This window comes from Tropicimonas marinistellae (assembly GCF_001509585.1).
Classification (GTDB): Bacteria; Pseudomonadota; Alphaproteobacteria; order Rhodobacterales; family Rhodobacteraceae; genus Tropicimonas; species Tropicimonas marinistellae.
Genome location: NZ_LNCI01000001.1, coordinates 1 through 12,466 on the forward strand (window position 1 = coordinate 1; position 12,466 = coordinate 12,466).

At 61.0% G+C, this 12,466-nt stretch carries 11 protein-coding genes; 3 read left to right on the plus strand and 8 right to left on the minus strand.

Going from position 1 to position 12,466, the window contains the following annotated elements:
• Nucleotides 1–112: 112 nt before the first annotated feature.
• From ARC39_RS00005 to ARC39_RS00025, 5 genes are all read right to left on the minus strand, one after another.
• Nucleotides 113–1,084, minus strand: coding sequence for a sugar phosphate isomerase/epimerase family protein (locus ARC39_RS00005; RefSeq protein WP_068108179.1), 972 nt, complete (start codon nt 1,082–1,084; stop codon nt 113–115).
• 348 nt (nt 1,085–1,432) lie between these two features.
• Nucleotides 1,433–2,713, minus strand: a complete 1,281-nt coding sequence (locus ARC39_RS00010) for a TRAP transporter large permease (RefSeq protein WP_068108181.1) — start codon at nt 2,711–2,713, stop codon at nt 1,433–1,435.
• Nucleotides 2,710–3,273, minus strand: coding sequence for a TRAP transporter small permease (locus ARC39_RS00015; protein WP_068108183.1), 564 nt, complete (start codon nt 3,271–3,273; stop codon nt 2,710–2,712). The genes ARC39_RS00010 and ARC39_RS00015 overlap by 4 nt, the downstream gene beginning before the upstream one ends.
• A 58-nt stretch (nt 3,274–3,331) precedes the next feature.
• A complete protein-coding gene (locus tag ARC39_RS00020; RefSeq protein ID WP_068109965.1) occupies nt 3,332–4,315 on the minus strand; it encodes a TRAP transporter substrate-binding protein in 984 nt (327 codons plus the stop codon).
• Between the two features lie 152 nt (nt 4,316–4,467).
• Nucleotides 4,468–5,187, minus strand: a complete 720-nt coding sequence (locus ARC39_RS00025) for a GntR family transcriptional regulator (protein WP_068108186.1) — start codon at nt 5,185–5,187, stop codon at nt 4,468–4,470.
• A gap of 331 nt (nt 5,188–5,518) precedes the next feature.
• On the opposite strand from ARC39_RS00025, the gene ARC39_RS00030 reads away from it, so the two are divergent.
• Entirely contained in the window at nt 5,519–6,604 is a 1,086-nt protein-coding gene (locus ARC39_RS00030; RefSeq protein WP_078058995.1) for a 4-hydroxythreonine-4-phosphate dehydrogenase PdxA, read from the plus strand.
• Between the two features lie 1,031 nt (nt 6,605–7,635).
• Here ARC39_RS00030 and ARC39_RS00035 read toward each other — a convergent pair.
• The 3 genes from ARC39_RS00035 to iolC are packed head-to-tail and all read right to left on the minus strand — an operon-like array spanning nt 7,636 to nt 10,318.
• Nucleotides 7,636–8,472 carry a class II fructose-bisphosphate aldolase gene (locus tag ARC39_RS00035; RefSeq protein ID WP_068108188.1) on the minus strand — a complete coding sequence of 279 codons (837 nt, stop codon included), beginning with the start codon at nt 8,470–8,472 and terminating at the stop codon, nt 7,636–7,638.
• On the minus strand, nt 8,469–9,311 hold the full coding sequence (locus ARC39_RS00040) for a 5-deoxy-glucuronate isomerase (protein ID WP_068108190.1): 843 nt from the start codon (nt 9,309–9,311) through the stop codon (nt 8,469–8,471). The genes ARC39_RS00035 and ARC39_RS00040 overlap by 4 nt, the downstream gene beginning before the upstream one ends.
• Before the next feature lie 23 nt (nt 9,312–9,334).
• Nucleotides 9,335–10,318 carry a 5-dehydro-2-deoxygluconokinase gene (gene iolC, locus ARC39_RS00045; protein WP_068108192.1) on the minus strand — a complete coding sequence of 328 codons (984 nt, stop codon included), beginning with the start codon at nt 10,316–10,318 and terminating at the stop codon, nt 9,335–9,337.
• Nucleotides 10,319–10,440: 122 nt separating this feature from the next.
• Between iolC and ARC39_RS00050 the strand changes: the two genes are divergently transcribed.
• Nucleotides 10,441–11,550, plus strand: coding sequence for a Gfo/Idh/MocA family protein (locus ARC39_RS00050; RefSeq protein WP_068108193.1), 1,110 nt, complete (start codon nt 10,441–10,443; stop codon nt 11,548–11,550).
• 12 nt (nt 11,551–11,562) lie between these two features.
• On the plus strand, nt 11,563–12,456 hold the full coding sequence (locus ARC39_RS00055) for a TIM barrel protein (protein ID WP_068108194.1): 894 nt from the start codon (nt 11,563–11,565) through the stop codon (nt 12,454–12,456).
• Nucleotides 12,457–12,466: the final 10 nt, after the last annotated feature.

Below are 12,466 nucleotides of genomic sequence, written 5' to 3' on the forward strand. Positions count from 1 at the left end.
TTCGATGCTCCGTATCAACCATATCGGATCTCCGCTGTATCATTTCGTCTGTGGCGTTGCTGTCGTATGCGCTCGGACCCCATCGCCAATGCTGTAGCGCCGATGGGCAAAGCTAGCCGTGATGCACACGTGAACCCACGCGCTCGCGCGGCAGGATGCGCTGCAGGTAGGTACGGTTCGTGGCGCTGATGCTTAGGCCGTCGCCGCCGTAGTGCTCGCACAGGAACGGGCTGTTGAAACCGTGCTCCAGCACTTTCTTGATTGCGTTGCGATAGTTGATGACGCCGAACTCAAGCGGTGCGGGCGCGGTGACGATCGAACCGGTAGTCCCGTCTTCGGTGCGGGTGTAGTTCTTCACGTGCCAGTAGCGCGCATAGGGGGCGATTTTCTCCACCATGCTCCACCAATGCTCGACGGGTCGATGAAGCCGTACCAGATTTCCGAGGTCGGCGCAGATTCCGACATTCGGACGATCGACTTCCTCGACCATGCGCACGGCACCATCGGCCGTGCCGATGTATGTGTCCTCGTACATCTCAAGTGCGACTTCCAACCCGGCATCTGCGGCGTGGTCCCCGAGTTCACGGATGCGCGCGACCGCGAGGTTCCAGACTTCCGGGTCATCCGGGTTCTTTTCGCCAGCCACCGTCCAGAACCAGAGCGCTTTCTGCTGTGCCGGAGTCAATGGACCGAAAAGTCCGAAGCACACCGACTGCGCACCGATCCGTGCTGCGGTGTCGATCACCCTGTGCGCATAGGCGAGGTTGTCGGCGCCTTTCTCCGGGTCGACGAGGTTCTTGCGCGACGTCGAGATGCCCGGAATCGTCAAGCCCTTATCCTCGACGACGCCCAGGAATTCGTCCAGGCGGTCCGGACTGAGATCTGCGACCCGCAGCCAGGAATCGGTCGGGTCGACCTCGGTGAAACCCGCGTCGGCCACCTCTTCCAGCGTTGTGGCCCATTCCTCGGCTTGCTGGTCCTGAACCGAACTTCCGTCCGGAAGGATGCCGGGGAAATTGATCATCGCCGCCGCGATCGGCCAATTGGCGCGGGTATAGAGCGACCTTTCGGAGTGGCTGGACATATCATGCTCCATCTTGGACGGTCCCGGGCTGCAATCCGGTCCGTGGCATGTCGAAGAACCGCAGATGGGCCGGGGTTTGCGATGGCCGCGCAACTTGCCAGTCATTTTGGTTCCGGCCAGCCTGTGCGCGAGCCAAAGTCGATGCGCTCTGGAACGTTACCGGCAGGGAGGCATGAGCCCAGTGATGGCCGCCTGCGACGGGGACGCGTTCCGCCGGATGTGTAGGCATCCCTTGCTGGCGATGCCAGCCCCCCTTACCCACCGCGTGTCCAACCCCACCCGAACGGGTGGCTGCAGCGTCCCGTCGCCCCCTTGCTGCGCATGTAGCTCCATTGCCCATGTCGGCGTTCAGTCCAACAGTGCCGGCAGTGTCAGGGACACTTGCGGAACATAGGTCACCAGCAGGAGGATGAAGGCGAGCACGCCGATAAAGGGGAGGTTGGTTCGCGAGGTTTCCCAGATCCCCGACTTGGCGATCGAACAGGAGGTGATCAGCACGGAGGCAACGGGGGGGGTCTGCTGACCGATCGCAAGATTAAGCGTGAGCATGATGCCAAAGTGGACCGGGTCAATGCCCACGGCATTCACGAGCGGCATCACGACCGGAACGACCAGAATGATGGCTGCCGCGCCGTGTAGAAACATACCGAGCACCAGGAGAAGGAGATTCAGAAGAGCAAGCACAATCAACGGGTTGGTCGTGTATTCCGTGATCTCGGCGGCCAGCGTTTGCGGCACCTGCGCCTGCGTCAGGAAAAGGCCGAGCGCTGCCGACGTTGCGACAAGCAGCATAACGACGCCGGTCTGGCTGATCCCTTCGAGCATGGCGCGGCGAAGGTGTGCGAGGTCGAGATTGCCATAGATGAACACGCCAATGAAGAAAGCCGCAAAGACGGCGAGACCGGCGGCCTCGGTGGCCGTTACGATACCTGTCAGGATGCCGCCGAGGATTATTACCGGCAGGGTCAGGGCCCAAAACGCCTCGCGGAATGTTTTCGCGACATGGCAGAGGTCGAAACCCTCGGCACGCGGAAGATCGTAGCGAACGGCGAGAATGTAGGTCACGACCATCAGCAGGCCACCGCCCAGGAAACCTGGGATGATACCGGCGACGAAGAGCGTGAGCACGGATGTCTCGGATATCGCGCCGTAGAGGATCATGGCGATCGAAGGCGGAATGATGATTGCCAACGAAGCTGAGGACGAGGTAATCGCCGCGGCGAGGGTGCGGGAATAACCCCGGCGCTTCATCTCCGGAATTAGAACCGTGCCGGTCGCCGCGACGTCGGCCACGGCAGAGCCCGAGATTTCTGCGAAGACCATCGAAACGCCGATGTTGACCATGCCGAGCCCGCCGCGGACGAAGCCTATCAGGGCGGTAATGAAGTTGATGAGCTTGACCGAGATACCGGACGTGTTCATCAAGTTGCCGGCCAGAATGAAGAGCGGGATCGCAATCAGCGGAAACGATGTTGCGCCGGTGTAAAGCGCGATAGCCATATCGTAGAATTGCGCTGTGCCCGTGGTCAGTGCAAAGCCGCCGAGCGCCACGATACCGATGGCGACTGCGATCGGGACATTGATCATGATCAGGCTGATCAACACTATTGTCGTGAGAAGCAGTGTCATGACCTGTCGTCCTTGAAAGAGTAGGATTTCGCCTCAGCCTCGGCCTCTGCGATCGCTTGGTCGATCTCGGCATGTTCGGGATCGACGCCTTGGGCGGCATCGCGGATCGCTTTCGGCATGGTCAGCAAAGTGCTGATGATCATCAGAACCGCCGTGATCGGGATAATTGACTGGATGATGTCGAGCGACATCCACGGCAGGCTGAGCAGTGCGTCGTAGGCGGCGACCTCAAGCACCTGATAGCCGTACCAGCCAGTGATTGCGAAGTACGCAATGACAAGAAGTTCGCCGAACAGGGCGATGACAATCGCCAGATTGCCTGGAAGCGCGGTAACGAGACCCGCGAATCCCATGTGTTGACGCATGAGCATCGCATAGGTGGCGCCGAAATAGGTGAGCCACGCGAGCAGCACACTGGCGATCTCGTCGTACCAGGACGGAGAGGCCCCAAGGTAGCGCATTGCCGTGGAGTAGAGAACGGAGAGTGCCAGAACCACCAGCAGAGCAAGCGATATGGTTTCCACCATGCGCCGAAGCGTGTTTTCGATGAATGCGGTCATTTTTCCTGTCCGGAAACCAGCCGGCCGGGGTCTGCCCGGCCGGCTGGTTGGCGTTCTGTTACTTCGCGAGTGCTTGCGCTTGGCTCAGCAATTCGTCGGCACCAGGCACCTCGGCCGAGAAAGCCTCGTAGATGGGAGCGGAGGCTGCAACGAACGCCGCTTTGTCCGCCTCGTTCACTTCGACGCTGGCTTCACGCATCTTGTCCACCAGTTCGCCGTCGGCCTTCTCGCCCTCTGCGAGCGCCCAATCCTGCACGCTGGCTGCGACTTCCTCGACGGCGGACTTCACATCGTCCGGCAGTTCATCCCAGGTTTTGAGTCCGGTATTGAGATACGTCGGCGAATACACGTGCCCCGTGAGGCTGAGGTACTTCTGCACTTCCTGGAAGTTTGCGCCGACGATATTCGTCAGCGGGTTTTCCTGTCCGTCCATTGTGCCCGTCTGCAGCGCAACGAAGACTTCGGAGAACGACATCGGCGTCGGGTTCGCGCCCCATTCCTTGAACATCGCAACGCGCCACTCGGAGGACGGGGTACGGATCTTCAGGCCGTCGAGATCTTCCGGTGTATTGATCGGGCGAACGTTATTTGTGATCTGGCGGAAGCCGTTTTCCCAAGTCGAGATCAGCTTCAGTCCCTGTTCCGCGGCCTTCGGTGCCAGAACGGGCTGGACAATCTCCGTGTCGATGGCCTTCAGGTGATCTCTGCTCTGTACGAGGAATGGCATCTCGAAGATCGCGAACTCGGGCGCGACATTGGTCATGATCGACGAAATCAGGGTGAAATGCACCGTCCCGAGGCGGAGCTTCTGCATCAGTTCCTTTTCGTCGCCAAGCTGGCCGTCGGCGTAAAATTCGATCGTGTGGGCGTCGCCGAGTTTCGCCTGCAGGTCGTCTGAGAACTTCTTGGCGCTCTTGCCTTGAAGGCTGTTTGCCGCCGCGCCGACCGCAACGATAAAGGTGTCGGCGGCCGCAGGCATTGCGCCCAGTGACACCGCACATACGAGAACCCCCGTAGACAGGCTTCTTGTGAACTGGTTCATGAGATTTCCTCCCTCTTGAATGAATGCAGACGCTCCCGCCTGCGCGATTAACTGGAAAAACGCGCCCGCCGCAGTTCGCTCGGTCATTGGCTCGAGTTTTCCGAGTTCCTCCTACACTCCGCGTCGGGCCAGCCGATTTGGGCGACCCGCGGTCAGTGCGTTTCCTTTGCTCCGTCCTCCGTCTCGGCAAACAGGTCGGCCACGCGCTCCCAAGCCGCGGTGAGGTGTTGGCCAATTACCGAACTGAGCCGGTCAGGATCGCGCGCCTCCAGCGCTTCGATCATTTCTTCGTGCTCGGCCATCGCTCGCGCCCAGTTCTCGGGTCCTGCATGGCCTGCGTAGCGGAACCGCTTCATGCGCGCCTGCAAAGTCGCGTGGACCTGGGACAGGGCTGCATTGTCGGCCAGCGCCACCAGACGTGTGTGTATGTCCTGGTTGAGGCCGTAGTAGTGCCGCCTGTCGCCCGCCTCGTAGGCCTTTTCCATCGCGTCGTGCAGTGCTCGGATCTCCCCGATATCCGCATCGGATGCCAGGTCACAGGCGTTGACGGTGGCGAATTGCTCCAGGGTTCGGATCAGGACGATCGTGTCGCGCACTTCCTTTGCCGTGAATTCCCTGACGACGGCACCTCGGCTGGGCACCAGTTCCACCAGTCCTTCGCTGGCGAGCGATCGGAGCGCCTCGCGAAGCGGTGTTCGTGAAACACCAAATTGCTCGCAGATCTGGACTTCGTTGATCCGCATACCCGGATCCAGATCGCCCTCGACGATCATGGTGCGCAATCGTGTCAGGATCTCTCCGTGCAAAGACTGGCGCGAAATCCTGTCCCGTGCGGACTCTCCATTTTTCGATGACGACGCAGTTACGTCCACCGTTGCCTCCCTTGTTGCCGGAATTTGTAGTCCCCAGCTCAGATTCGAGTCAATACTGTGTTTTGAATTTTGTATACAGAATATTGATCCAGTCGTTCGGATGAGCTAAGCAATGGTCGGAATCAGGCGACCGGGGAGGCGCGTGGTGGAGGAATCCGAGGCAATTCGACAAGCGAGGCTGCCCGCGACCTGCTACAAGGCGGCGCGGCATTGTGCGTTGATGCCGAACGAACGGCGTCGCACCTTATCCGGTGTCAATCATGCATTTCTTAAACGATGAAGCATCGTCCATTGCATCGCGAACAGAAGCGGAAGAACGGAAGTTAGCACCATGAAGAACACCAAAGTGGCAATGGCGATCGGGGATGCAGGCGGGATCGGCCCGGAACTGGCCGCAAAGGTAATCGTTGATGACAAGTCCAATCTCGGCGATCTCATGATAATGGGCGACAGCCGGGTGCTGGCACGAGGTGCGGCCGATGCCGGTGTGGAGATCGATCTGCCAGTGCTCGCGCCGGGTGAGGTCGATGGGGGATTGCCCGAGGGTAGCTTTCTGATCGACCTTCAGAATTGTGACCCCGACGTTGTTCCGCAGGGTGAGTCGAGTCCTGCCGGTGGTCTGGCATCGGTACAGAATTTTCGCGCCGCCCTCCTGGCAGCAAGTGCGGGTTACGCGGAGGCCGTTTTTTTCACGCCCTTCAACAAGCACGCGATGCGGCTTGCGCAACCCGACTATATCGACGAGATCGGCTTCGTTGATGCAACAATCCACCCAGCTGAAAGCGGGCGTGAATTCAATGTGCTCGACGAGGTGTGGAATGCGCGGGTGACCTCGCATATCCCACTGAGCGAAGTTGCCGGAAAGATCACGGAAGAGCGGGTTTTCGACAGCCTGCTTCTCACCGACAAGGTAATGCGTGGCGCCGGAATCGAGCGTCCGCGAATTGGTGTCGCGGCGCTAAACCCGCATGCCGGCGACGGACGCAACTTCGGTACCGAGGACGACGACATCATACTGCCCGCAGTCGAGCGCGCGCGCGCTCGTCAGATGGCGGTCTCCGGTCCCGTGCCTTCGGACACTGTCTTCGTTCGTGCCGTGAGAGGTGAGTTCGACGCGGTCATGACGATGTATCACGACCAAGGCCAGATCGCGATGAAACTCATCGGCTTCGACCGCGGTGTAACGCTGATCGCCAACTACCCGTTCCCAATCGTGACACCGGCTCATGGTACAGCCTATGATATTGCGGGCCAGGGGGTCGCCGATCTTGGCGCCACGCGAAATGCTGTAAATCTCGGTCGCAAGTTGGCCAAGCTGGACGGCCATCGCAGCAGCCCCGCCCCAACGGAGCCTCTGTCCGCCTGTATCAAACGTGCGCTCGACCCGAAGGTCGTCTGGGAGAAAGCTGACGCTTGAATTCCACGGGCTGAGCCAAGTGGACGTAGCCCGTTCATCTGCGACATGTGTGGCATGTGAAGTCGCATGGGGCCATGTGAGGCGGGGAGGTTCGACAGCGTGTCGATAAATGCGCCTACTCAATATGCCAGGGGTGAATGAGCAGGTGGGAGACCCTCCAACCGGCGTTTCCTCGTGGTCTTTCAAGGGCAGGAAGAAACAGCTCAGTCTTGGAACGTCGCTATCCGGCAGCACCACCCGGTCATGGTCGATGACGGCTCAATAGTCGCGCATCCGCAGTGGCGGCCGGTCGAAACCTAGCCGCTCAAAGTGATCTTCGGTACCGCGGTCGTCAATTTTGCCTTTCGTGTTGCGTCCAGCAGTCTCCAGATCGCCCCGGGTGGCACCTGTTTGGCCAGATCGACGCATTCCACATGGACGAAAGCGTGGCGCGGGCAAAGTGCGCGATGCTCCTCCGCGACCGAACGCGCTCCTCATTCGGACAACGGTCAGATCATCCCCACGGGGGACCGTGTATTCGGCGTAAAACACGTCGGAGCCGCCCTCAACGCTTGCTTCACGGAGGATGACGGGATCAGCCGGGCCTCGCGGCCGAGGTGCGCGGTCTCCGGTGCCGGGAGTGGGAACTCAAGACAGCTCCCATGCCGATCAGGTGAGGCCAGAGCTTTGCGAGAGCAGCAAGCACCGCGCCAGGTTTCTGGTGCCGGGCGACCGTCGCCTTTGCTGGCAGGCGTGGCTGAAGAAAGAAGGTCTGCCGAACGATTGCGATACGATCGAAGTCTGCCGGAGCAGGATGCGCTACACCCAGGGTCGGGGACGCGGCGAAAGCACGGTTGTCTCGATCGCGTGAAATCTAGAACACCTGCGGAATGACCGCACTGCGAACTCGGTGCGCCGAACACGTGATCATGCCCGGAAAAGCTCCAGATATGAGGTTGCGCCGTCACGACTGCCCGTATCGCTCACTGCGCTTGTCCAACGCGAGGTGACGCCTCCATGGGATTGTCGGTGCGTTGCGCCTCACTCGGCGTTCAGGTCGGGCATTTGCTTATCTCCCGAAGCACTTCCCGTGCTGCGTCGGTTATTGGCTGATGGGTGTCTTTCAGGATCTGCACCCGGTCGAACCTGTCCGGATCCCGGTTGACCGCCGACCGCAGGGCCTCTCCGAACACCATCCTGAGTTCGGTGCCGATGTTGAACTTGCAAATAGCCGAGTTTCGGGCCAGGGCCTCGCGCTGTGCCTTTGGCACACCCGAGCCGCCGTGGATGACAAGGGGCACGTGCGTGACGGCCTCGATTGCCCGGATCCGTGCCTCGTCCAATTCGCCGTCCCGGTTCTGTTTCAGATGGACATTCCCAACCGAGATTGCCATCGCGTCTACCGCCGTTTCGCGCGCAAACCGGGCCGCTTCCTCGGGGTCGGTTCCGGCGGATTGAGCGCCTCCCGAGTATCCGACGAAACCGATCTCGCCCTCGCAGGAGATCCCTGCGCCGTGGGCAAGTTCGACAACCGCGGCGGTCTCCTCGATGTTCTGCAGGAGCGGTTTGCGGGAGCCGTCGAACATCAGTGAGGTGAAGCCGCTGTCGAGGGCGATCTGGCATTCCTCCAATGTGTAGCCATGGTCGAGATGCGCTACGACTGGCACGGAGGCGTTCTCGGCAAGATGTCGAAACATCTTGCCCAGGATCGGCAGTGGCGTGTGCTCGCGGCAACTCGGTCCCGCCTGCAGGATCACAGGCACATTCTCGGCCTCTGCCGCGGCCACGTAGGCGCGCATGTCTTCCCAGCCGAGCGTGACCAGACCCCCCACGGCGTATCCATTTTTCAGCGCGGGCTGCAAGACCTCGGCGAGCGTGGCCAGCGTCATTTGAACTTCGCCACCATGTCCTTGATGCCAGGAATGGTCTCGACCTGGTAGGCGTGGGTGGGCTGGAAATACTGGACCAATGAACGCTGGCTGAGGCCGCCGAGAATGGTGAAATAGTACATCTCGTAGCCTGGCAAGGCGCAGCACGGGTGGTATCCGTTGTCGATCAGCACCGTGGAGCCATCGACGATGTGATAGGCGTCGCCCGGCTCGTTGTCGACGCGCTGAAGCATTTGCATACCCGAGCCGTGGTTGGGCCGAAAACGGAAATTGTAGGTCTCGTCGTGGCGGGTCTCGTCCGGTAGGCGATCTGTGTCGTGTTTGTGCGACGGGAAGCCTGACCAGCCCCCCTGACCAACCGTGTAAAGTTCGGACACCAAAAGCCTTCCAACCTTGCCGTGCTGTTGCTGGCCGAGGATATGCTTGATCTTGCGATGCGTCTTCGTGTCGTCGGAGCCATATTGTACGACGTCGATGCCATCAGTGCGTACCGCGAAGGGCTCTAGAACGCCATCGTACTTCGCTCCGGCGACGAACACCTCTGCCTTGTCAGACCGGCAGGCCATGCGCGCCTTTGACCCAGAGGGCACATACACGCCTTCCGGTTCACCGTCCCAGACGTCGACTCCACGCTGGCCAATCGCGGAAAACACCACGCCATCCACGTCGATATCTACAGAACCGGTCGCCGGAACGATGCAGGTCTCGTAGCCCGGTACCTGGTATTCGAATGCCTCTCCCGACCGCAGCTTGACGATGTTGAAATAATTGAGCGGCACACGCGGATCGCCGGCATCGACGATCGGGGCGTTGGCGTTGTCGTAAGGGGGGATGTGCATGGTGTTTCCTTCGTGCGAACCCGTCAGGCCGATGTCGGCCCCGGATGTGTGGCAAGGAAGTCCTCAAGTTGCTCCGAGGTGGGCATGGCGGGGGCACAGCCGGGTTGGGAGACGACGATCGAAGCGCAGGCGGAGCCCCTCAGTACCGCGTCCCGCAGGTCCCGCCCTTCGGCGATCCCGGCAAGCAGGCCGGCAATGAAGCTATCTCCTGCGCCATTGGGCTTGACGGCCGTGACCGGGTAAATCCCGGTGCGGATCTCCTTCCCGTCGCAAAGCGTGACAGCGCCTTCCTGTCCCATCTTGTAAATCACGATGCGGCCGGGCTTCGCGGCCAGTTCGCGCGCTTTTTCGAGGCCCTTGTCGATCCCACCAGCCATGAAGCCGAACTCCTCGTCATTTCCAACGATGAGATCGCTCTGCGCACCGGCGCGGGACAGAACCTCGGCCGCGACGTCCGGAGCGGGCCAGGAATAGGGCCGATAGTCGATGTCAAAAATAACCGGTACGCGGGCCGCGCGCGCGTTGTCAAAGGCCCGGAAGGTCGAACTGCGGGAGGGTTCGGCCGCAAACACCGTGCCGGCGGTGATGAGCGCGCCATAGGCACCATAGTCCACCCGGTCGACATCCTCTTCAGTCACCTGAAAATCCACGGCGTTGTTTCGATAGATACAGAGTTGGAAGTCCTCCATGGTGCTCTCGTAGACCGCCAGCGAAATGCGATGCTCACCGTCCAGCACCCTCAGATACCTTGTATCGACACCGTAGTGCCGGAGGCGGTTGGTGCAGAAACGCCCCACGCAATCGTTGGAGATCGACGTCACCAAGGCAGAATGGGCGCCGAGTTTGCACAGCCCTGCGCAGATGTTGGCCGAGGAGCCGCCGAGATCCGACCGGAAGTTCTGTGCGAATTCGGCCTTGGTACCGGGCGGGTCGGCGAACATGTCCATTCCGGCACGGCCAAAGACCACGAAGCGGTTCTTGCGAATGCCGTCGATCAGCGCGCTCATCCCGGTCGGTTCCTCCGTGCCAACCCGGTGACGTTCCCCGGGTGATTGCCGCTTGCGTGATGCCGATTCCGAGGATACCAATTTTGCAACCGGTTGCAAATCGAATCTGGGGAGGGTTCACCATGCGGGAAATCGGTATCGGCGTGGTCGGTGGCGGTTACATGGGCAAGGCGCACTCCGTGGCCATGTCCGCCGTCGGTGCGGTTTTCGACACCACCCTTAGGCCCCGGTTGGAGATGATCAGCGCGCGCTCTGAGGAGGCGGCCGAGGCGTATCGGCGTGCCTTCGGGTTCCGGCGCGGAACGGGCGACTGGCGACGCCTCGTCGATGACCCGGCGGTGGAAGCGATCGTGATCGCCACACCGCAAGCCCTGCATCGTGACATTGCCGAAGCGGCCTTTGCCCTCGGCAAGCCAGTGCTCTGCGAAAAACCCATGGGAGCGTCGCTGGAAGATGCAGAAGCCATGGCGGCGGCCGCCGATGGCAGCGCCGTCGCCAATATGGTTGGCTACAATTACATCCGGACGCCTGCCAGCCAATACGCACGAAAGCTCATCGCGGATAGCGCGATCGGCACGGTGACGTGGTTTCGTGGCGAGCACACCGAGGATTTTTATGCCGATCCCGAAGCGCCGGCCTCCTGGAGGACATCCGGCGTGGCCAATGGCACGATAGGGGATCTTGCCCCGCACATGATCAATGCCGCCCTTGCGCTCGTTGGTCCGGTAAAGTCCTTGATTGCGGAAGTCGAGACAGTCCACGCCGAGCGGCCTGGCGGCGCTGTCACCAATGACGATCAGGCTCAGTTGATGTGTCGCTTCGCCAATGGGGCCATGGGGCAGATGCATTTCAGCCGGGTCGCGACAGGGCGCAAGATGGGCTACGCCTACGAGGTGCATGGAACGCGCGGCGCTATTCGCTTCGATCAGGAGGACCAGAACGCTCTCTGGCTCTACAGCGCCGAAGGACCGGACGCGGCGCGGGGATTCCGAAAGATCCTGGCAGGACCCGAGCATCCGGACTTCCTGCCATTCTGCCAGGGCCCGGGGCATGGCACGGGCTATCAGGACCAGATCATCATTGAGGCCAAGGATTTCCTCGCGGCCATCGAAACCGGGCAGCCGGTCTGGCCGACATTTCGCGATGGGCTTGAGGTGCAGCGGATCGTGTCTGCGGCTTTGGAGTCCAGTCGTACAAAGACATGGCAGGACGTTCTGCCGGTTTCTCCCTGAAAGGTTCGGAACATGACCATTCGCATAGGCAATGCGCCCTGTTCCTGGGGCGTCGAATTCGCCGATGACCGGCGCAACCCGTCCTGGCAAACGGTGCTAAAGGAATGCGCCGAGGCAGGCTACAAGGGCATTGAGCTGGGCCCGGTGGGGTTCATGCCCGAAGATCCGGTTGTTCTGGGGGATGCGCTGGCCGAGCATGACCTCACCCTGATCGGCGGCGTCGTGTTCCGCGCTTTTCACAATCCGGACAAGTGGGACGATGTCCTCGACGGGACACACCGAACCTGCAGGGCGCTGAGAGCCCATGGCGCGATGCATCTTGTGCTGATCGACTCGATTGCCGAGCGCCGCGCCCCGACCGCAGGTCGTGTCGATGAAGCGGAGCAGATGGGCCCAACCGAATGGGCCGCCTTCCGCGACCGGCTGGCGGAGGCCGCGCGGATCGGTACGGAGGAATATGGCCTCACGGTTGGCATCCATGCCCATGCGGCGGGCTTCATGGACTTCGAGCCGGAACTGGAGCGCCTGCTCGACGAGGTGGATGAGAGCATCCTCAAGATTTGCTTCGACACCGGGCATCATTCCTATGCGGGGTTTGATCCGGTGGCGTTCATGAAGCGCCACATCGGCCGCATTTCCTACATGCATTTCAAGGATATCGACCCGGAGGTGAAGGCGGCGGCGATTGCCAGCCGGCAAGGCTTCTACGACGCCTGCGGGCAGGGGATATTCTGCAAGCTCGGCCTCGGCGACGTCGACTTCCCGGCCGTGCGGCAAGTCCTTCTAAACGCGGGTTTCGAGGGGTGGTGCACGGTGGAGCAGGATTGCGATCCAACGCTTGCGGGCAGTCCCTTGGCGGATTCCCGCTCCAACCGTGAATATCTCGAGTCCATCGGCTTCAAGTGAGGAACCAGGC

What these genes read in the sequence shown, in the direction of transcription:
- ARC39_RS00005 (WP_068108179.1), bottom strand. Translation starts at nt 1,084, where the DNA reads ATGTCCAGCCACTCCGAAAGGTCGCTCTATACCCGCGCCAATTGGCCG.
- ARC39_RS00030 (WP_078058995.1), top strand. Translation starts at nt 5,519, where the DNA reads ATGAAGAACACCAAAGTGGCAATGGCGATCGGGGATGCAGGCGGGATC.
- ARC39_RS00035 (WP_068108188.1), bottom strand. Translation starts at nt 8,472, where the DNA reads ATGACGCTGGCCACGCTCGCCGAGGTCTTGCAGCCCGCGCTGAAAAAT.
- ARC39_RS00020 (WP_068109965.1), bottom strand. Translation starts at nt 4,315, where the DNA reads ATGAACCAGTTCACAAGAAGCCTGTCTACGGGGGTTCTCGTATGTGCG.
- iolC (WP_068108192.1), bottom strand. Translation starts at nt 10,318, where the DNA reads ATGAGCGCGCTGATCGACGGCATTCGCAAGAACCGCTTCGTGGTCTTT.
- ARC39_RS00015 (WP_068108183.1), bottom strand. Translation starts at nt 3,273, where the DNA reads ATGACCGCATTCATCGAAAACACGCTTCGGCGCATGGTGGAAACCATA.
- ARC39_RS00050 (WP_068108193.1), top strand. Translation starts at nt 10,441, where the DNA reads ATGCGGGAAATCGGTATCGGCGTGGTCGGTGGCGGTTACATGGGCAAG.
- ARC39_RS00040 (WP_068108190.1), bottom strand. Translation starts at nt 9,311, where the DNA reads ATGCACATCCCCCCTTACGACAACGCCAACGCCCCGATCGTCGATGCC.
- ARC39_RS00055 (WP_068108194.1), top strand. Translation starts at nt 11,563, where the DNA reads ATGACCATTCGCATAGGCAATGCGCCCTGTTCCTGGGGCGTCGAATTC.
- ARC39_RS00010 (WP_068108181.1), bottom strand. Translation starts at nt 2,713, where the DNA reads ATGACACTGCTTCTCACGACAATAGTGTTGATCAGCCTGATCATGATC.